The following is a 19,342-nucleotide window of genomic DNA, read 5'->3' on the forward strand; positions in this document are numbered from 1 at the left end:
AGACACTGATCAGCACTTCGAACGGCAAGATAGGGAGGGGGCAGGAACGCGTCAATGGGTCGCGCAGGAACGGATGGGACGGAGTCGGGGTCGCTATGGGCGAGTTCTGGCCAGTACCGGATGCGCTCGCGTATCTGACGGGCTCGTGGCAGGTGCGGCGGTCCGTGCGGGATCACGCGAGCGACGCGCGGGGCGAGTTCACCGGCACGACTGTTTTCAGCCCACTGGAGGGCGGCGGGCTACTGCACGAGGAGTCCGGCTCTTTTGTCTGGCAGGGCGTGGCACGGCCCGCCGAGCGGACCCTGCGCTTCCTGGCCGGGGACGCGCCCGGCACGGCGGACGTCCGCTTCGCCGACGGCCGCCCTTTCCACGACCTGGACCTGTCCACGGGCCATCACCTCGCGGACCATCCCTGCGCGGCCGACCTCTACCGGGGCGAGTTCACCGTCCTCGACGAGGACCGCTGGCGGACGGTGTGGCGGGTAGGCGGGCCCGCGAAGGACCTCGTCCTCACCACCGACTACACCCGGGCGCTATGCCCGTGAGGGCTCTGTCGGCGCCCCGTCGAAACGGAGGTTCCAGCGGCCCGCCCGGCCGGTGACCGTCGTTGTGGACAGGGGGCGGACGTCGAGGTTCCAGTAGGTCGCGGGCGGCGCTTTGAGGGCGTACACCAGGGCGGCGCGGATCACCGCGGGCTCGGCCACGGCGACGACCCGGCCGCCGTCGCCCACGGGACGGGTGTCGAGCCAGCCGCCGACCCGGGTGATGAAGGAGACCAGCGACTCACCGCCGTGCGGGGTGCCGCGCGGGTCCGCGAGCCAGGCGTCCACCGCCTCCGGCTCGCGAGCCATCGCCTCGCCCAGCGTCAGCCCGCGCCAACGGCCCATGTCGCAGTCCCGCAGCGCGAGTTGTACCAGCGGCGCATAGCCGAGGGCGTCGCCGGTGGCGCGGCTGCGCGGCGTGGGTGAGCAGTAGCGCAGCTCGGCCGCCGACAGCGACACCAGATCGTGGGCGACGCGCTGCACCTCGTCCCAGCCGGCCTGGTCCAGCGGACGGTCGTCCTCGAAGCGCTCCGCGAGCAGCGGGGAGCTGCGCGCGGCGGCGACGAACGTGACCCGAAGTGACATGCCGCGATGGTGATTCGGGAAAGTGCGCAGGTCAAGAGGCGTTACCTTTGAGTTACCCAGGGTGTGCGAGACCTTACTTCCAGGTCAGGATCAGCCGGACAACTCACTAGAAACCGAACGCCATCCACTGGTCGGGCCGCTCCAGCGGAGCGAACCCCAGCTTCTCGTAGACGCCGTGCGCGTCATGGGTGGCGAGCAGGATCCGCCGGATCCCGTACGGCCGCAGCTCCTCGCGGACGGTACCGACCAGCGCCGACCCGATGCCCTTGCCGCGGACCGACGGATCGACATACACATCGCAGAGCCAGGCGAAGGTGGCGCGATCCGTCACGACCCGGGCATACGCCACCTGCTCCCCCGAAACCACCTCGTACACCCCGAAGTTGAGCGACCCTTCGATCGCCCTGTCCTGCTTCTCGCGGGGCCGCTCGAGCGCCCAGTACGCGTCCGTGGACAGCCATCGGTGCACGCGCTCGACGTCGATACGGGCGGGGTCGGCGGAGATCTCGTAGCCCTCGGCGAGGCTCGGCATGTCGGTCATGCGGGGAGATTCGCAGGCCGCGGGAGCCTACGTCGAGCGGATTTCGCCGAGGCGTGACCCCCTACCCGACCTCCTCGCAGGCCGCCCGCAGCCGCCGTACTCCCTCCGTGATCTCCCCCGTCCCGGCCACCGCCGCGAAGCTCAACCGCAGGTGGGCGGCGGGGGGTTCGGCGCTGAAGTACGGGCGGCCGGGGGTGATCGCGACGCCCTTGCGCAGGGCGGCGGCGGTCAGGGCCGTCTCGTCGGTGCCGTCGGGGAGGCGGGGCCAGAGGTGGTAGCCGCCGGACGGGATGTGCGGCAGGGCGAGTTCCGGCAGCTCGCTCAGCAGCGCGGCCGTCATCGCGTCCCGGCGCAGTCGCAACTCCGAAGAGATCGCGCGCAGATGACGCGGCCAAGCGGGCGAACCGACCAATTCCAGGGCCGCCTCCTGGAGCGGCCTGGGCACGAAGAAGGTGTCCACGACCTGAATGGCGCGCAGCCGCTCCAGCACCGGGCCGCGGGCGGCCAGGGCACTCACGCGGAAGCTCGGGGAGGTCGCCTTGGTCAGGGAGCCGACGTGCACGACGACCCCGTCGGGGTCATCGGCGGCCAGCGGACGCGGCAACGGCCCCGCATCCTCGTGCACCAGCCGCCGTACGAAGTCGTCCTCGATCACGAAGGCACCGGCCTCGCGGGCGATACGCAGCACCTCGGCGCGGCGGTCGGGGGCGAGCACGGCGCCGGTCGGGTTCTGGAAGAGCGGCTGGCAGACGAAGACCCGGGCGCCGGTGGCCCGGAACGCGTCGGCGAGGAGGGCGGGGCGCACCCCGTCCGGGTCGACGGGGACCGGCACGGGGCGCAGGCCGGACGCCCGGGCGATGGCCAGCATGCCGGGGTAGGTGGGCGACTCCACCAGGACCGGCGCGCCGGGCGGGGCCAGCGCGCGCAGGGCCGTGGTCAGCGCCGACTGGCCGCCGGAGGTGATCAGGACCTCGGCCGCCGTGACCGCGCCGCCGATGCTCCGAGCGAACCATTCGCGCAGCTCCGGCAGCCCCTCCATGGGCGGCCTGCCCCAGGCGCCGGGCCGGCGTCCGGCCCGGGACAGCGCCGCCGCCATGGCCCGTTCCGGCTGGAGGGAGGGGTGCAGATAGCCGCCGTTGAACTCGATCACACCTGGCGGCGGAGCGGCGAGCGAGACCAGGACACCGGAGGCGTCCACCGAGCGCGGTACGAGTTCTGCGGCGCCGTCCGCGCTGAGGGAGACCTCCTGCCAGGAGGTGTCCCCGGCGGGCGCCGCCTCGGCGCGCGGCCCGGCGCGGAAGGCGCCGGCGCCGGGCCGGGTCACCACCAGACCCTCGGCCGCCAGCTGCGCCAGGGCACGCGAGACGGTCACGGGGCTCACCCGGAACCGCTCGACGAGCGCCCGGCTCGACGGGAGCTTTCCACCATGAGAGTAGCGGTCGAGCTCCCGTCGCAGCTGGTCTGCCAGTTCACCGACGCTGCTACGCTCTTGCATGAGAGCACAGAGTAGCGCTACTGCACCGGTCGCGATAGCGGTCGACACCGCCACCCCCCGGACGACCGGCACCATGCTCGCCGCCCTCGGCGTCACCGCCTTCTCCCTCACCTTCCCCGCGACCGCCTGGGGTCTGGAGGGCTTCGGCCCCTGGTCGCTGGTGGCCGTGCGCAGTGTCCTCGCCGCGCTGCTCGCCGGTGGCTGTCTGCTGGCGCTGCGGGTGCCGCTGCCGGACCGCAAGCACTGGGCAGGACTCGCCGTAGTGGCGGCCGGAGTCGTCGTCGGCTTCCCCCTGCTGACCACGCTCGCGCTCCAGACCTCCACCACCGCGCACGCGGCGGTCGTCGTCGGCCTGCTCCCGCTCACCACCGCGCTGCTCTCCGCCCTCCGCATGGGCACCCGCCCCTCGCGCACCTTCTGGACGGCGGCGCTGGCCGGGGCGGCCGCGGTGGTCGCCTTCACCGTGCAGCAGAGCGGCGGCGCCCTCAGCAGCGCCGATCTGTATCTGTTCGCGGCCCTGCTGGTGTGCGCGGCCGGCTACACCGAGGGCGGCCGGCTGGCCCGGGTGATGCCGGGCTGGCATGTCATCGGCTGGGCGCTGGTGCTGTGTCTGCCGGTGTCCCTGCCCGCCGCCGCGCTCGCCCTGACGCAGGAGCCCGTCCAGCTCACCGCGCACAGCGTGACCGGGGTGCTGTGGGTGGCGGCCGGCTCCCAGTTCCTCGGCCTTGTCGTCTGGTACCGGGGCATGGCGGTCATCGGCATCCCGAAGGCCAGCCAGTTGCAGTTGGCCCAGCCGCTGCTCACACTGGTGTGGTCGGTGCTGCTGCTGGGCGAGCATCTGACAGTGGCCGCCCCACTGACGGCCGCGGCGGTGCTCGTCTGCATCGCCGTCACCCAAAGGGCGCGCGGTTGAGTGGGCCGTACGACCCACTTCCCACCGCCGCCCCGGGCCGTAGACTCAAGGCCACGGACCGCTGCTCCCGCACTTGCTGAGGAGGCCTCCAGATGCGTGCAACCGTGGGCGACCAACTTGTCCAGCACGGCAGGGTGGTCGGACAGCACGACAAGGTCGGCGAGATCGTCGAAGTACTGGGCCAGGAGGGCAATCCGCCGTACCGCGTCCGCTTCGAGGACGGGCACGAGGGCCTGTGCTCCCCCGGCCCCGACACGGAGATCCGCCACAAGGACACCACCCTCGGATAGTTCAGCGCGGGGGCATCGCCGGCTGCTGGTAGTGGTCGGCGACCACCCGCGCCATGGCCCCGATCGGATCCGCCGCCACCTCCCGGGCGGCGAAGAAGACCTGCCCGCGCGCCTCCGCATGGTTGCGCGCCAGCGTGAGGTGCCGGGACAGCTCGTCCGGGTCCTGCCAGGCGGCGGACTGCGTCGGGTCGCCGGCCCGGTACAGCGCCTCGCCGACGTACAGCTTCGTCGCGGTGCCCCGGACCGCCCGCGCCCACCAGGGCAGCAGTACGGCGTAGTCGGCAGCGGTGTGGCCGATGTGCCAGTAAAGCTGCGGGCAGATGTAGTCGACCCAGTTCTTCCGGACCCATTTCCGGGTGTCCGCGTAGAGATCGTCGTACGCCTGGAGTGCCTGGGTGTCGCTGCCGAGCGGGTCGGTGCCGGCGTTGCGCCACACCCCGAAGGGGCTGATCCCGAACTGGGTGCCCGGCCGGACCTGCTTGATCCGGGCCGCCGTCTCCTCGATCAGCCGGTCGATGTTGTGGCGCCGCCAGGCGGCCCGGCCGGCGAAGCCTGCGCCGTGGCGGTCGTAGGCGACATCGTCGTCGAAGCTATGGCCCGCCAGCGGATACGGATAGAAGTAGTCGTCGAAGTGCACGCCGTCGACGGCGTACTTGCGCACCGCGTCCAGCATCGCGTCCTGCACGAAGGCGCGGACCTCGGGCAGCCCGGGGTTGTAGTAGAGCTGCCCGCCGTATCGCACGACCCAGTCGGGGTGCTTGCGGGCGGGGTGTGAGGCGACGAGCCTCGTCAGATTGGTGTGCTCGGCGATCCGGTACGGGTTGAACCAGGCGTGCAGCTCCAGCCCGCGGGCGTGCGCCTCGCGTACGGCCGTGCCGAGCGGGTCCCAGCCGGGGGCCTTGCCCTGGGTCCCGGTCAGCACGGCCGACCAGGGTTCGTGCGGCGAGGGCCACAGGGCGTCGGCCGTGGGCCGCACCTGGAAGATCACCGTGTTCAGCCGCCGCCGTACCGCCGCATCGAGGTGGGCGATCAGCTCGGCGCGCTGCGCCGCCGCGCTCAGGCCCGGCACGGAAGGCCAGTCCCGGTTGGCCACCGTCGCCAGCCACATACCCCGCATCTCGCCGGCCAGATGCCGCATGCTCGGCGCGGCCGACGCCCCCGATGCCGTCGAGAAGGTCGCCAGCGCGGCCAGTGCGAAGGCCCTGCGCGTGACTCGGCCCATCCTCTGCACCCCCAATTGCCCTGCGGATCCGCACCGTCACGGACCGTCTCCGCGCCTCAGGATGCCCGACCCCGACGATCGATCATCGATACTTGGGAGTAACGTGCACGAACGGAGCAGGCACCGGAGACAACGGCGGACCTGCCCCCAGCCGAAGATCTGCGAAAGGGACGATGTGACGGACATCGAGCGCGTCGGAGTGGTGGGCTGCGGCCAGATGGGAGCCGGCATCGCCGAGGTGTGCGCCCGGGCCGGCCTGGACGTGAAGGTCGCCGAGACCACCGGCGAGGCCCTGGAGATCGGCCGCACCCGGCTGTTCAACTCCCTGACCAAGGCCGCCGAACGCGGCAAGATCAGCGAGGACGAGCTGGCGGCGACACAGGCGCGACTCAGCTTCACCACCGACCTCGGCGAGTTCGCGGACCGCGATCTGGTGATCGAGGCCGTCGTGGAGAACGAGCAGGTCAAGACCGAGATCTTCCAGGTGCTCGACCAGGTCGTGACCCGGCCGGACGCCATCCTGGCCTCCAACACCTCCTCCATCCCGCTGGTGAAACTGGCGGTCGCCACCTCGCGGCCCGACCACGTCATCGGCATCCACTTCTTCAATCCCGCCCCGGTGCAGAAGCTGGTCGAGCTGATCCCGGCGCTCACCACCTCCGAGGGCACGCTCAGCCGCGCCCAGGGCTTCGCCGAGAAGCTGCTGGGCAAGCACGCCATCCGCGCCCAGGACCGCTCCGGCTTCGTGGTGAACGCGCTGCTGATCCCCTACCTCCTCTCCGCGATCCGGATGTTCGAGTCCGGAATCGCCAGCCGCGAGGACATCGACAACGGCATGGAGCTTGGCTGCGCCCACCCGATGGGCCCGCTGAAGCTGTCCGACCTCATCGGTCTGGACACGGTGGCGTCCGTGGCGTACTCGATGTACGAGGAGTACAAGGAGCCGCTGTACGCCGCTCCCCCGCTGCTCCAGCGCATGGTCGACGCCGGCCGCCTCGGCCGGAAGTCCGGCTCGGGCTTCTACACCTACGGCTGATTACGGACAGTGGCTTGAAAGGGCCCGGCACTCCTGCGAGTGCCGGGCCCGCGGCATTCACACACCGTGTGCACTGCGGGCCCGCATATGCCCTCCGCACACGCTCCCCACGTGTCCACCAGGGGAGTTGACTCCTGATGCGCATGCAAGGGATGTGAGACGACTACGGAAAGGAGCGGTTCGTGACCGCCGATCCCGAGCATTCCGTCGTCCAAGGAGAACTCGCAGAGTTACGACGCCGACTCGACGTGGCATACGCACGCGTCGAGGGCGGACTGGCACTGATCACCCATCGCACCGAGGAGACCGCCAAGGAACTGGACGAGTTGAACACGCGGATGGTCACTCTGGAGCACGCTCGATGGCCGCTGCCGTCGATCGCGGCCGTCACGGCCGTGGGCGCCCTGGTCGTGGCGATCTGGCAGGCGCTGGGGCGTTAGGCGTCCTGCCCGAGCCTGAGGTGGTGCAGCAGGAGTAACGCGGCCGCCATGTTGGCGGCCGGGACCTCCCCACGGGCGACCATGTCGGGGACGAGCTTGAGGGGGACCCATTCCCGGCGGTCCGATTCGAAGTCGTCCACGGGATGTCCGACGTACTCGCCCTCGTCCGCCCAGTAGATGTGGTGCCGGGCGTCGGTGAGTCCGTTGGACGGCTCCACGCTCATGAGGTGGTGCAGGGGCCCCGGCCGCCAGCCGGTCTCCTCCTCCAGCTCCCTGGCGGCGGCTACGGCGATGTCCTCGCCGTCCTCGACCACTCCGGCCGCGAGTTCCCACCCCCAGCTGTCGGTGATGAACCGGTGGCGCCACAGCAGAAGGACCTCGTTGGCCTCATTGACCACCGTGGCCACGGCGACCGGGCGCAGCCGTATCAGGAAGTGGTCCAGGTGCCGGCCGTCCGGCAGCTCGATATCCGCGAGATTGACGCTGAACCAGCGATTTGAGTACACAGTCCGTTCGTTCTGTTTCGTCCACTGCACGGTTCTGCCACCTTCCGTCGAGTAAGTGGCAATATCGCAGCAGGGACTATGTGCTGTCGGTGCTCGCGCAACGGTCTACAGCGGTACGCGCAGCGCTCCGTCGATGAGTTCGGCGGCCTCGGCGGTGCCCGCACAGCCGCTGCGCACCAGGTATTCGCGTACCGCCCGGAGTCTGTCGCGCAGTCGCTGGGACTCCATTCCCCGGGCCTGTTCGGCCATCTGCACAGCGGTGGCCACCGCCTTGTCGGCGTGGCCCTGCCGCAGTTCGATCGTACTGAGCATCGCCAGCCGGTGCACCCGGCCCCGGTCATGGGCGGGATTGTCGACGGCCGCGGCCGCGTGCTCCCCGGCCGCCGCCAGCTCGCCCAGGCTCAGCAGCGCCTCCGCCACCTGGACATTGACAAGTCCCGGCTGGACATAGCCCGTTTCATCGGGTTCGTATCCGCGCCGGATGCGCTCGGCGGCCTGCTCGGCACGCCGGATGCAGGACATGGCGCTCGTGCCGTCACCGAGGTGCGCGTACGCCTTCGCCTGCATCGCGTACAGGTCGGAGGCGAGCGCCGGGGTGATGTGCCGGCCCGCGGCGCGCAACGCGGCCTCCGCGAAGGCGACGGCCTGACGGAACTCCCGCATGTACAGGGCCTGGTTGACCAGCAGGGCGATCACATACGCGCCGAGCCCCCGGTCGCCGCTGGCCTTCGCGAGCCGCAGCGCCTGGTGGAAGTAGCGCTGGGCGAGGCCGTGCGCGTCGGAGTCGTAGGCGCAGATCCCCGCGATGGCCACCAACCCACCCGTGGCCCGGTGCAGTTGACGACCGGTGGCGTCGGTGTAGCTGCCGCGCAGCAGCGGGGCTGCCTCGGCGTTGAGGAAGCCGACGATCCGGGTGCGGGTCGCTATGCCGCCGGCCTTGCGGTACATCTGCTCGTAGTGGGTGCGGGCGGCGCGCAGCATCGTGAGGTCGGCGGGGGTGACCCGGTGTCGGCCGCCGCGCGAGACGTCCACGTCCTCGGGCGGGTTCTCCCACTCCCACACGGGCATCACGGCGGGGGTGCCGGTGACGGCGGGCGCGCCGAGGATGTGCGGGCGCTGTTGTTCGTCGGAGCGCCACAGGGCGGTGGCCCGCTCGACGAAGCCGGACAGCGAGGTGCCGTGCGGGGCGGAGGGTTCGCCGGGTACGCCGAGGCCGATGTCGTCGAGGGTGACGGGCCGTTGGAGCCGGCCTGCCAGCACCTCGCAGATCAGGTCGGGGACTTGACCGCGCGGCCGCTGCCCCTTCAACCACCGTGCCACGGCGGTGTGTTCGTATCTGAGCGCGAGCCCGCGCGCCCGTCCGGCCTGGTTCACGTGTGCCGCAAGACCCGCGTGCGAGATCCCCGCCTCGTCCAGGATCGCGTCGAGCAGAGTGTTGGGCTGCATATATGCCCCCCGGGTGGCTCGGTGCCGTCAGAGTAGTGGTTCCGCCTTCACACGGGGTGTGAACGGAGTGCTCGAATCCGGGCTGTGTGCACACTGTCGCGGAGAGTTGCCAACCGGTTGACTGAATTGCCTCGAAAGAGGCCGGCCGGGCCGCCGGCTCCCCCTCGTACAGTGCGGCGGCCCTGCCGGGACGCTGCGCCGGCTACGCCGGGTGACTGTTCGTCGTTGCGCTAAAGGTGCGTTGTCGGCTGCGGGTGCGTCGTGGCTGGTCGCGCAGTTCCTCGCGCCCCTAAGAGGTGGGTTCGATCGTTCCGCAGGATCAGCAGCGCGATGTCGTCGGCCGGTGTGCCTCCTGCATGGCGCATCAGCGCCCTGAAGACCGTGCGCAGGATCAGCTGAGGGGAGTTCGGCTGAGTGTGAACCGCGCCCACAAGCGCCGCCCGTAGGGAAAAGAATTGGCCACGCGCGTCGCGTGCGTCCTCGGCACCGTCCGTGTAGAGCACCAGCGCTTCGCCCGGCAGCACGCGACCCGCGACCGCGGCTGACAGCTCGTGCGGGAGCGGGAAGGGGCCGAGGGGCGGCAGCGGATCCGCGCGAGCCAGCAACTCGACCGTCGTACCGCTCACCAGATACGGCCATGGATGACCGCAGTTGAGAACCCGCACCTCGCCGTCCTTGCCGATCTCCAGCAGCAGGACCGTCGCGAACTCCTCCGCCGTGGGGTGTTCGTCACGGGAGCGCTCGCGCAGATGGCGGGCCAGGGCCCGGTCCAGGCGCCGCAGCACCCGGCCCAGGTCCGGTTCGTCGTGCACCGCCTCGCGGAAGCTGCCGAGGAGGGCCGCGGCCGTACCGACGGCAGTGATGCCGTGCCCGCGTACGTCGCCCATCACCACCCGTACGCCGTGCTCGGTGGCGATGACCTCGTACAGGTCCCCGCCGACACAGGCGCCGCGGTCGGCGGAGAGCTGGGCGGCGGCGATGTTCAGTCCGTCGATACGCGGCGGCAGCGGCCGCAGCAGCACGCTCTGCGCGACTCCGGCGACCCGGCGGATCTGCCGCAACTCCCGCAGCAGCGCCTGCCGTACATGGAGTATCAGCCCGGTGCCGACCGCGAAGAACACGGCACTGGTGACCACGCGCGCTCCGATGCCGTCCTGCTGGGCAAGAGGGCAGGTGAGCTTGTACGTGATCGCCATCGCGCCCCAGGCGGTGGGCAACCCCAGCGCGAGCAGCCGGCGGGGAAACACAGCCTTGATGCGGATCATGCCGATGGCCCCCCATGTAGGCCCTGTCAACACAGAATCGGACCGACCCCGAAAGGCCGGTCCGATTCTGTCGAGGCATGACCCAAGAGGGCTAGTTCACCCCAAGAAGTCACCCTATTGAGTGAGGTCAGTCCCCCACCCCTCAGGCGCACTAGCCCCGAAGCACCGCTCCCGTGCGCTCGCCCGCGAGGGCCACCGCAGCGTCCCTTGCCGCCGACGCCTCATCAACGGTCAGCGTCCGGTCGCCCGCGCGGAAGCGCAGCGCGTACGCCAGCGACTTCTTCCCATCACCCAGCTGCTCCGCGTTCTCGTACACGTCGAACAGCCGAATAGCCTCCAGCAAGGAACCCGCACCATCGCGCAGCGCAGCCTCCACGTCCGCGTGCGGCACGAACTTGTCGACCACGAGGGCGACATCCTGCGTGGCGACCGGGAACGAGGAGATGCTCGGCGCCTGCGGCACACCGTCGCCCACCTGCTCCAGCGCGTCCAGGTCCAGCTCCATCGCGCAGGTGCGCGCGGGCAGCCCCAGCGCCTTGAGCACGCGCGGGTGCAGCTCACCGGCGTGGCCGACGACCCGCTCGACACCATCGGCGGCGACGGCCAGTTCGGCGCACCGCCCCGGGTGCCACGGCCCGTACTGGCCGGACCGCACGATCAGCTCGGCGCCCGCCTCGGCGGCGATGGTCCGCGCGGCCTGCACCGCGTCGGCCCAGCCGGCCGGACGGCCCGCGCCCCACCAGCCGGCCTGCTCGCGGGCGCCCGCGAGGACGACGGCGACATGGCGCGGCTGCTCGGGCAGGACGGAGTTGAGCGCGGCGATCTCCTCGTCGGTGGGACGCCGGTCCACGGGCAGGTGGGCGGCGGTCCGCTGCTCCTCGCGCGGGAGGAAGACCAGGCCGGTCTCGAACAGGGCCAGGTCGTGCGAGCCCCGTCCGTCGTTGCGCCGCAGGGCACCCAGCAGGCCCGGCAGCAACGACGTACGGAGCGCGGGCTCCTCGTCGTTGAGCGGGTTGGTCAGCTTCACGACCCGGCGGGCCGGGTCGTCGGCGTCGAGGCCGAGCTGGTCGAAGACCTGCTCGTTGATGAACGGGTAGTTCGGCGCCTCGACGTACCCGGCACCGGCCAGGGCACGGCCGACGCGGCGGTGCAGACGCTGACGGTGGGTCAGGCCACGGCCGGACGGCGGCTTGGGCAGCGTGGAGGGCAGGTTCTCGTAGCCCTCGAGACGGATGACCTCCTCGGCGAGGTCGTTCTTCTCCAGCAGATCGGGCCGCCAGGACGGGACGGTGACGATCAGCTCGTCCTGCCCGTACACATCGCAGCCGACCTGCTGGAGGCGGCGTACGACGGTCTCCCGGCCGTAGTCGACGCCCGCGACCTTGTCGGGGTGGTTCGCCGGGACCGTGATGGTGTGCGGCGCGGACGGGGCGATGACCTCGGTGACGCCGGCCTCGGCGGTGCCGCCCGCGAGCAGCACCAGCAGGTCGACGGTGCGCTGGGCGGCCGCGGCGGCGGCCATGGGGTCGACACCGCGCTCGAAGCGGCGGGACGCCTCGGAGGACAGCTTGTGCCGGCGGGCCGTACGCGCGATCGACACGGCGTCGAAGTGCGCGGCCTCGATGACCACGTCGGTCGACGCGTTCTCGACGTCGTCGTGGTCGGCGATCTCGGTGTTGGCGCCGCCCATGACACCCGCGAGGCCGATGGGGCCGCGGTCGTCGGTGATCACCAGGTCCTCGGCGTGCAGCTTCCGCTCGGTGCCGTCGAGGGTGACGATCTTCTCGCCCTCGGCCGCGCGACGGACGCCGATGGTGCCCTGGACCAGGCCCCGGTCGTAGGCGTGCAGCGGCTGGCCGAGCTCCATCATCACGTAGTTGGTGACGTCGACGGCGAGCGAGATCGGCCGCATGCCGACCTTCTGCAGCCGGCGCTTCAGCCAGATCGGGGAGCGCGCCTCGGGGCTCAGACCGGTGACGGTACGAGCGGTGAAGCGGTCGCAGCCCATGGGCTCGGAGACCTGCACCGGGTAGCCGAAGGCGTTCGGGGCCGGGACGTCGAGCAGCGCCGGGTCGCGCAGCGGCAGACCGTAGGCGATGGCGGTCTCGCGGGCGACGCCGCGGATGGACAGACAGTCGCCGCGGTTGGCGGTGACGGCGATGTCCAGGACCTCGTCGACCAGTTCGAGGAGCTCGATGGCGTCCTTGCCGACCTCGGTCTCCGGGGGCAGCACGATGATGCCCTTGGTGCCGTCGTCGCCCATGCCCAGCTCGTCGCTGGAGCAGATCATGCCGTGGGACGTCTTGCCGTAGGTCTTGCGCGCGGCGATCGCGAAGCCGCCGGGCAGCTCGGCGCCGGGGAGCACGACCACGACCTTGTCGCCGACCTGGAAGTTCCGGGCGCCGCAGACGATCTCCTGGGGCTCACCGGTGCCTCCCCCAGAGCCGAAAGCCTGGGAGGTGCCCCCAGCGGTGCCGACGTCGACGGTGCAGAAGCGGATCGGCTTCTTGAACTCCGTCAGCTCCTCGATGGTCAGCACTTGGCCGACGACGAGCGGGCCCTTGAGGCCGTCGCCGAGCTGCTCGACCGTCTCGACCTCGAGGCCGGCCGAAATGAGCTTGGCCTGCACATCGCGGCCGGTCTCGGTGGCCGGCAGGTCGACGTACTCCCGCAGCCAAGAAAGCGGGACCCGCATCAGATCTCCATCCCGAACGGCCGGGTGAACCGGACGTCACCCTCGACCATGTCTCGCATGTCCTCGACGTTGTGGCGGAACATCAGCATCCGCTCGATGCCGAACCCGAAGGCGAAGCCGCTGTACTTCTCCGGGTCGACGCCGCAGGCGGTGAGCACCCGCGGGTTGACCATGCCGCAGCCGCCGAGCTCGATCCAGCCTTCGCTGGAGCAGGTACGGCAGGGCCGGTCGGGGTTGCCGACGGACTCGCCGCGGCAGACGTAGCACACCATGTCCATCTCGGCGGACGGCTCGGTGAAGGGGAAGAAGTTCGGCCGCAGCCGCGTCTTCATGCCCTCGCCGAACAGGGACTGGACCATGTGGTCCAGGGTGCCCTTGAGGTCCGCCATGGTGAGGCCCTCATCGACGGCGAGCAGCTCGACCTGGTGGAAGACCGGGGTGTGGGTGGCGTCCAGCTCGTCGGTGCGGTACACGCGGCCCGGGCAGATCACGTACACCGGCAGCTCGCGGTCGAGCAGCGAGCGGATCTGCACCGGCGAGGTGTGGGTGCGCAGTACGACACCGGACTCGGTGCCGCCCTGCGGGCCCTCGACGAAGAAGGTGTCCGCCTCGCCGCGGGCCGGGTGGTCCGGGCCGATGTTGAGGGCGTCGAAGTTGAACCACTCGGCCTCGACCTGGGGGCCCTCGGCGACCTCGTAGCCCATGGCCACGAAGATGTCCTCGATGCGCTCCGAGAGCGTGGTCAGCGGGTGGCGGGCGCCGGCCGGTACGCGGTCGTACGGCAGCGTGACATCCACCGCCTCCTCGACCAGCACCCGGGCGTCACGCTCGGCCTCCAGCTCGGCCTGGCGTGCCGCCAGCGCCTTGTTGACGGCGCCCCGGGCCTGGCCGACGAGCTTTCCGGCGGCGGCCTTGGCGTGCGGGGGCAGGGCGCCGATCTCGCGGTTGGCGAGGGCCAGCGGGGAGGTGCCGCCGGTGTGGGCGACCTTGGCCTCCTGGAGCGCGTCGAGGGAGTCCGCGGCGGCGAAGGCGGCGAGCGCCTCGTCCCGCATGCGCTCGATCTCTTCCGGTTTCAAGGCCTCGACCTCTACAGGGTCGTACGACTTATTCGGTGCCGACATCTCTTCCCGTGCTTCCGATTGGCTGGCGGATGGTCCCCGTCCCGACTCGGGGGACGCCTGGTCCCAAAAACGGGGACACAAAGGTGCCAAAGGCCGAGTCTAACGGGGTGGAGGTCTGCGAATGCGCCCGCGGCCGTCAGGCGAGATACGCCGGTGCGGCCACGGGCAACGTAAATCGGAACTCGGCGCCGCCGCCGGCCGCGCGGCCGACCGTGATGGTGCCGCCGTGGGCCTCGACGATGCCCTTGACGATGTAGAGCCCGAGCCCGGTGCCGCCGCGCTTGCTGCCCCGCCAGAAGCGGGTGAAGACGCGGTTCATGGACTCCTCCGGGATGCCGGACCCCTCGTCGCTCACCGTGACCGACGTGCCGGCGTCCTCGCCCTCTCGGGGGGACGCCGTGGGCGTGACGTCAATCGTGACGGTTCCCTCGCCGTGCCGCACCGCATTTTCCAGCAGGTTGCTGAGGACCTGGTCGATCTTGTCGGGGTCGGCCCACAGGTCGGGCAGCGGCTGTTCCAGGCGCAGCAGGAACCGGTCGGCGGGCTGCCCTGCGGCGACGTAGGCCTGGATGTGCCGTCCGACGGCGGCACCGATGTCGACGGGCTGGCGGCGCACCTCCAGCCTGCCGGAGTCGATCCGCGAAATGTCCAGCAGCTCGGCGATGAGCCGGGTGACCCGGTCGGCGTCGGCGTCGACGGTCTCCAGCATCAGCCGCTTCTGGTCGTCGGTGAACCGCTCCCACTTGGCCAGGAGTGTGGCCGTGAACCCCTTGACGGAGGTCAGGGGCGAGCGCAGTTCGTGGGCGACCGTGGCGATCAGCTCGGCGTGGCTGCGCTCGGTGCGGCGCCGGGCCTCGGTGTCACGGAGGGAGACGACGACGCGGCGGACCGGTCCGGTGGGTTCGGTGCGGACGTACCGCACGGAGACGAGGACTTCCCGGCCGCCCGGCAGCAGCAGATTCCGCTCGGGCTGCCGCACCCGGATGGCGAGACCGCCGTAGGGATCGGTCAGCTGCCACCAGCGCCGGCCCTCCAGATCCTCTAACGGCAGGGCCTTCTCCAGCCGTTGCCCGAGGGCTTCGGGGGCGGAGACGGCGGTGATGCGCTCGGCGGCGGCGTTGAAGCAGATGACGTGGCCGTGCTCGTCGGCGACGACCAGGCCGTCGGGGAGGTCGTCGGGGTCGATGCCGAGCTCGGCAAGATCGCCGGACCGGGGCGCGGGCGGGCGGCTCACGTCCCGTGCTCCCGGCGCGCTGCTCGTGCCGACACTCATCCCCGTACCCCACCTCTCACGACGGCTGAGGGGCCCCCGAGCTGGTCACCCTACTAGCTCTCGGTGACGGAGCGGCACCCTCCGGAGGCGCGCTGTGCACGGGCCGACGCATAGAGACATACGGCCGCGGCGGTGGCGAGGTTCAGGCTCTCGGCCTTCCCGTGGATCGGGACGCGCACGACGGCGTCCGCGAGCGCGCGGGTCTCCTCCGGGAGCCCCCAGGCCTCGTTCCCGAACACCCAGGCGGTCGGCCCGCCCATGGTCCCCTTGTCGAGCTCGTCGTCGAGATCGTCCTCACCGGCGCCGTCGGCGGCGAGGATCCGCACGCCGGCGTCCTTGAGCCCGGCCACTGCCCGCTCGACGGGCACTCCGACGGCGACAGGCAGATGGAACAGCGAGCCGACAGAGGCGCGTACGGCCTTGGGGTTGTAGAGATCGACGGACGCGTCGGTCAGTACGACGGCCTCGGCACCGGCGGCATCGGCGCACCGCAGCACGGTGCCGGCGTTCCCGGGGTCCCGCACATGGGCGAGCACGGCCACGAGCTTGGGCCGAGCGGCGAGGATCTCCTCGAAGGGGGTGTCGAGGAACCGGCAGACCCCGACTAGGCCCTGCGGGGTGACGGTCGTCGAGATCTCGGCGATGACGTCCTCGGAGGCGAGATGAACGCGTGCTCCGGCGGTACGGGCCTCACCGATGATGTCGGCGTAGCGCTCCGCTGCCTCGACCGTGGCGAACAGCTCGACCAGCGTGTCCGCATACCCGGCGGCCTCCCGCACGGCCTGCGGCCCCTCCGCGAGAAACAGTCGCTCCTTCCCCCGGAAGTTCCGCTTGGCCAGCCGCCGGGCGGCGGAGACGCGGGGGGAACGGGGGGAGATCAGCTCAGGGCTGGCGGAGGGCATGTGGCTCACTTTCGGAAACTACACAACAGGACCCGCAAGCCCAAAAGCCTGCGGGTCCCTCATGTCACGTCGGCTCAAAGCCAGCGCTTGCGTCACGCAGCCTTGGGCGCGTTGACGTCCGCCGGCAGGGCCTTCTGCGCAACCTCGACCAGCGCGGCGAACGCGGTGGCGTCGTTGACGGCCAGCTCGGCGAGGATCTTGCGGTCGACCTCGACGTTGGCGGCCTTCAGACCCTGGATGAAGCGGTTGTACGTGATGCCGTTGGCGCGGGCAGCAGCGTTGATGCGCTGGATCCACAGCTGACGGAAGTCACCCTTGCGCTTCTTGCGGTCGTTGTAGTTGTAGACCAGCGAGTGGGTGACCTGCTCCTTGGCCTTGCGGTACAGGCGCGAACGCTGACCGCGGTAGCCGGAGGCCGCCTCGAGGATCGCCCGGCGCTTCTTGTGGGCGTTGACTGCCCGCTTGACGCGTGCCACTTGTTAACTCCTTGTAGCGGGGCCGTGGGTGTCCTCACACGGCCCGAATTCGATTGGGTCCCGGTCCTGACGTACGGCGCGGACTGATCAAACGATCAAGCGCCGATGCGTCACTTGCCGAGAAGCTTCTTGATCTTCGCGGCGTCGCCCGGGGCCATCTCGGCGTTGCCCGTGAGGCGACGCGTCACGCGGGACGACTTGTGCTCGAGCAGGTGGCGCTTGCCGGCGCGCTCGCGGAGCACCTTGCCGGAGCCGGTGATCTTGAAGCGCTTGCTGGCACCGCTGTGCGACTTGTTCTTCGGCATAGCGCCGTTCTCTCCTCGTCGGTGGCGCTCCGGTGCCCGGTCGTTAAACCGGGCACGGTGGAGCGTCGTACTGGTTTCGGTTACATCCTGGGGACTGCGTCCCCCGGGATCACGCCTCGGCGGAAGCCTCGGCAGGGGCCTCGGCGTCCTCGGACTCCGCGGCGTTCTGCGACTTGCCGGGATTGGCCTTCGCTTCTGCCTTGCGGGCTTCCTGCGCCTGGCGGGCCTCGGCCATCGCCTCGGTCTTCTTCTTGTGCGGACCGAGAACCATGATCATGTTTCGGCCGTCCTGCTTCGGGTTCGATTCCACGAAACCGAGGTCCTGGACGTCCTCCGCGAGACGCTGCAGCAGTCGGTAGCCGAGTTCCGGCCTGGACTGCTCGCGACCACGGAACATGATCGTGATCTTGACCTTGTCGCCCTGCTTGAGGAACCGGACGACGTGACCCTTCTTGGTGTCATAGTCGTGCGGGTCGATCTTCGGCCGGAGCTTCATCTCCTTGATGACCGTGTGCGCCTGGTTCTTGCGCGCCTCACGGGCCTTCATGGCCGACTCGTACTTGAACTTCCCGTAGTCCATGAGCTTGCACACGGGCGGACGGGCGTTCGCCGCGACCTCGACCAGGTCCAGGTCGTACTCCTGCGCAAGCTCCAGTGCCTTCGCCAGCGGGACAATGCCCACCTGCTCGCCACTGGGACCGACAAGTCGCACCTCGGGAACGCGAATCCGGTCGTTGATGCGGGGCTCGGCGCTGATGGATCCTCCTCGGTAGCACCACACGGCGGTCTGGCGGACAGCCGCGTATGTCTCTGTTGACATAGGACCAACCATCGCGGCACATGAAAAATGCCCCGGACGGGACACAGGCGGGGCTCCTGAAATGCCGGAACACCGCCGCGGTCAACCGCGGGGCGCAATCTCGGGTGACTCCACCGTCCGTACGGAACGGTGGTGGCCACCTGACCGGTGACCCGCCGTCCCGGAGGACGGTCAGGTGGGAGTTCGGAGCCTCCACTTGTGGGCCGGACACATGTGTGTTCGGCCGGTCGTCACTAAAGGTTAGCAGCTCCCGTCGGTCAGGGCTAACCGAGGCACTGTCGGTCCCGGCCACCCCGTGCACATATCGTGGGCGTCATGAGTGACACCTCCCCCTCGGACAGCCCCGAGACGCCCGACTTCGACGAGATGACCCGCGATATCGCCGAGGTCCCCGCCGTCGAGGTGATCGTGACGGTCGCCGTGAACCTGATGAGCGCCGCCGCAGTGAAGCTCGGTCTGACCGAGGAGGGCGACAAGTACAAGGACCTCGACGAGGCCCGGAAGCTCGTGACCGCCCTCGCCGGACTGCTCGACGCGAGCACGACCGAGATCAGCTCGTTCCACGCGGCCCCGCTGAAGGACGGCCTCAAGTCGCTCCAGCTGGCGTTCCGCGAGGCCTCGCTGGTCCCGGACGAGCCGGGCCAGGGGCCGGGCGAGAAGTACACCGGACCGGTCTACGGCTAGTCCGTCACCTGACGTACAGGGGCTCGCCCGGTGGCGTCGCCTCGGCCGGCAGCAGTGCCAGGTCGAGGCCGCGTACCAGGCGGGCCCTCAGTGTTTCGTCGGCGGCGATGCGTTCGGCGACGGCGCGGGCCGCCTGGGCGGGGGCGACGGCCGGATCCAGTACGAGGGCCAGGGTGCCGTCGGCCTGACCGGGCCCGAGGTGGGCGCGGAGCACGGCCGGCTCGGCGGCAACCGCCGCGCGTACCGCCTCCACCACGGCCGGATCGGCGAGCGGATCGGCCGTCGTACGCCCCTCGGCGAGCGCGAGCAGCGCGGGGCCCGTCAGTTCGAACGGCACCGGTCCCGCCAGGTCCAGCACGACCGTGTCCGCCTTCTCGTGGGCGGCGGCCTCCAGGGCCTGGTGGAGGTGTACGGCGACGGGGCGGGCCGTCGCGTCCCAGCGGGCGAGGGAGTCGGTGGAGGTGAAGGCGGGCAGGGCCTTGCGGTCGCCGGCCCGGAGGGTCGGTACGGCCATGTCGCTGGTCTTCTCGTGGCGCAGCCCGTTCTCGTCCTCCTCGACCTCGCCGAGGACGGCCACGACGGGGACGAGCAGCCGGGCGTCCTTGAGCGCCCGGAGCACCGGTGCCACGGCGGTGCGGTCCTCGGCCCAGGCCGCGAGCGCCGCGCTCAGCCGGGGGTCGGCGGAGCCGTCGTCGTCGGGGAAGGGGGAGTCGGGAATGTTCTTGTTCGCCACGGTCACCGACCCTATAGGGGGGATGCTCCTGCGCTTGTGCGGGCCCGGAAAC

General features: G+C 70.7%; 21 protein-coding genes. 6 read left to right on the top strand and 15 right to left on the bottom strand.

All coding sequences use genetic code 11. The features are described 5' to 3' along the window. Window positions 1-95: 95 nt before the first annotated feature. A complete protein-coding gene (locus OHT76_RS08430) occupies window positions 96-545 on the top strand; it encodes a DUF6314 family protein (RefSeq protein WP_328870122.1) in 450 nt (149 codons plus the stop codon). Here OHT76_RS08430 and OHT76_RS08435 read toward each other — a convergent pair. The 3 genes from OHT76_RS08435 to OHT76_RS08445 all read right to left on the bottom strand — a co-directional run bounded on the left by OHT76_RS08435 (window position 534) and on the right by OHT76_RS08445 (window position 3,163). Continuing rightward, window positions 534-1,127, bottom strand: coding sequence for a histidine phosphatase family protein (locus tag OHT76_RS08435; protein WP_328870123.1), 594 nt, complete (start codon window positions 1,125-1,127; stop codon window positions 534-536). The two genes, OHT76_RS08430 and OHT76_RS08435, sit on opposite strands and share 12 nt — an antisense overlap. Window positions 1,128-1,233: 106 nt before the next feature. Continuing rightward, entirely contained in the window at window positions 1,234-1,668 is a 435-nt protein-coding gene (locus OHT76_RS08440) for a GNAT family N-acetyltransferase (RefSeq protein ID WP_328870124.1), read from the bottom strand. Window positions 1,669-1,729: 61 nt separating this feature from the next. Continuing rightward, window positions 1,730-3,163, bottom strand: coding sequence for an aminotransferase-like domain-containing protein (locus OHT76_RS08445; protein ID WP_328870125.1), 1,434 nt, complete (start codon window positions 3,161-3,163; stop codon window positions 1,730-1,732). Between OHT76_RS08445 and OHT76_RS08450 the strand changes: the two genes are divergently transcribed. Beyond that, entirely contained in the window at window positions 3,162-4,076 is a 915-nt protein-coding gene (locus tag OHT76_RS08450) for a DMT family transporter (protein WP_328870126.1), read from the top strand. The genes OHT76_RS08445 and OHT76_RS08450 overlap by 2 nt on opposite strands. 92 nt (window positions 4,077-4,168) lie before the next feature. Next, window positions 4,169-4,366: a DUF1918 domain-containing protein gene (locus OHT76_RS08455; RefSeq protein ID WP_328870127.1), complete on the top strand. Its 198-nt coding sequence runs from the start codon at window positions 4,169-4,171 to the stop codon at window positions 4,364-4,366. Between the two features lies 1 nt (window position 4,367). On the opposite strand, the gene OHT76_RS08460 is transcribed toward OHT76_RS08455, so the two are convergent. Next, window positions 4,368-5,588, bottom strand: a complete 1,221-nt coding sequence (locus OHT76_RS08460; protein ID WP_328870128.1) for a glycoside hydrolase family 10 protein — start codon at window positions 5,586-5,588, stop codon at window positions 4,368-4,370. A gap of 175 nt (window positions 5,589-5,763) precedes the next feature. Here OHT76_RS08460 and OHT76_RS08465 point away from each other — a divergent pair, with 175 nt between their 5' ends. Next, the gene (locus OHT76_RS08465) at window positions 5,764-6,624 is read left to right on the top strand and encodes a 3-hydroxybutyryl-CoA dehydrogenase (RefSeq protein ID WP_328870129.1); all 861 of its coding nucleotides are present in this window, start codon (window positions 5,764-5,766) and stop codon (window positions 6,622-6,624) included. A gap of 182 nt (window positions 6,625-6,806) precedes the next feature. Next, window positions 6,807-7,064 (top strand): hypothetical protein, encoded by a 258-nt coding sequence (locus OHT76_RS08470; RefSeq protein WP_328870130.1) that lies wholly within the window; start codon window positions 6,807-6,809, stop codon window positions 7,062-7,064. Here the strand turns inward: OHT76_RS08470 and OHT76_RS08475 are convergent. The 10 genes from OHT76_RS08475 to infC all read right to left on the bottom strand — a co-directional run bounded on the left by OHT76_RS08475 (window position 7,061) and on the right by infC (window position 17,873). Further along, the gene (locus OHT76_RS08475; RefSeq protein WP_328870131.1) at window positions 7,061-7,600 is read right to left on the bottom strand and encodes an NUDIX hydrolase; all 540 of its coding nucleotides are present in this window, start codon (window positions 7,598-7,600) and stop codon (window positions 7,061-7,063) included. The two genes, OHT76_RS08470 and OHT76_RS08475, sit on opposite strands and share 4 nt — an antisense overlap. A gap of 75 nt (window positions 7,601-7,675) precedes the next feature. Beyond that, on the bottom strand, window positions 7,676-9,016 hold the full coding sequence (locus OHT76_RS08480) for a transcriptional regulator (RefSeq protein ID WP_328870132.1): 1,341 nt from the start codon (window positions 9,014-9,016) through the stop codon (window positions 7,676-7,678). Between the two features lie 230 nt (window positions 9,017-9,246). After that, window positions 9,247-10,281, bottom strand: a complete 1,035-nt coding sequence (locus OHT76_RS08485; protein ID WP_328870133.1) for a PP2C family protein-serine/threonine phosphatase — start codon at window positions 10,279-10,281, stop codon at window positions 9,247-9,249. Window positions 10,282-10,432: 151 nt separating this feature from the next. Further along, window positions 10,433-12,976, bottom strand: coding sequence for a phenylalanine--tRNA ligase subunit beta (gene pheT / locus OHT76_RS08490; protein ID WP_328870134.1), 2,544 nt, complete (start codon window positions 12,974-12,976; stop codon window positions 10,433-10,435). Then, window positions 12,976-14,097, bottom strand: a complete 1,122-nt coding sequence (gene pheS / locus OHT76_RS08495) for a phenylalanine--tRNA ligase subunit alpha (protein ID WP_328870135.1) — start codon at window positions 14,095-14,097, stop codon at window positions 12,976-12,978. The genes pheT and pheS overlap by 1 nt, the downstream gene beginning before the upstream one ends. Window positions 14,098-14,233: 136 nt before the next feature. Next, a complete protein-coding gene (locus OHT76_RS08500; protein ID WP_328870136.1) occupies window positions 14,234-15,370 on the bottom strand; it encodes a sensor histidine kinase in 1,137 nt (378 codons plus the stop codon). A 53-nt stretch (window positions 15,371-15,423) separates the two neighbouring features. Further along, entirely contained in the window at window positions 15,424-16,272 is an 849-nt protein-coding gene (locus tag OHT76_RS08505; RefSeq protein WP_328870137.1) for a TrmH family RNA methyltransferase, read from the bottom strand. Window positions 16,273-16,364: 92 nt separating this feature from the next. Beyond that, entirely contained in the window at window positions 16,365-16,748 is a 384-nt protein-coding gene (rplT, locus tag OHT76_RS08510; RefSeq protein WP_232654097.1) for a 50S ribosomal protein L20, read from the bottom strand. Between the two features lie 110 nt (window positions 16,749-16,858). Beyond that, window positions 16,859-17,053: a 50S ribosomal protein L35 gene (gene rpmI / locus OHT76_RS08515; protein ID WP_003977225.1), complete on the bottom strand. Its 195-nt coding sequence runs from the start codon at window positions 17,051-17,053 to the stop codon at window positions 16,859-16,861. Window positions 17,054-17,162: 109 nt separating this feature from the next. Beyond that, window positions 17,163-17,873: a translation initiation factor IF-3 gene (infC, locus tag OHT76_RS08520; RefSeq protein WP_328870138.1), complete on the bottom strand. Its 711-nt coding sequence runs from the start codon at window positions 17,871-17,873 to the stop codon at window positions 17,163-17,165. 315 nt (window positions 17,874-18,188) lie between these two features. On the opposite strand from infC, the gene OHT76_RS08525 reads away from it, so the two are divergent. Continuing rightward, complete coding sequence (locus OHT76_RS08525) at window positions 18,189-18,557, top strand: DUF1844 domain-containing protein (RefSeq protein ID WP_315884597.1); 369 nt, start codon at window positions 18,189-18,191, stop codon at window positions 18,555-18,557. A 4-nt stretch (window positions 18,558-18,561) separates the two neighbouring features. Here the strand turns inward: OHT76_RS08525 and OHT76_RS08530 are convergent, their stop codons facing one another. Further along, window positions 18,562-19,290, bottom strand: a complete 729-nt coding sequence (locus tag OHT76_RS08530) for an SseB family protein (RefSeq protein WP_328870139.1) — start codon at window positions 19,288-19,290, stop codon at window positions 18,562-18,564. Between the last annotated feature and the right edge of the window lie 52 nt (window positions 19,291-19,342).

Origin of the sequence: Streptomyces sp. NBC_00287, assembly GCF_036173105.1 — a bacterium.
Lineage (GTDB): Bacteria > Actinomycetota > Actinomycetes > Streptomycetales > Streptomycetaceae > Streptomyces.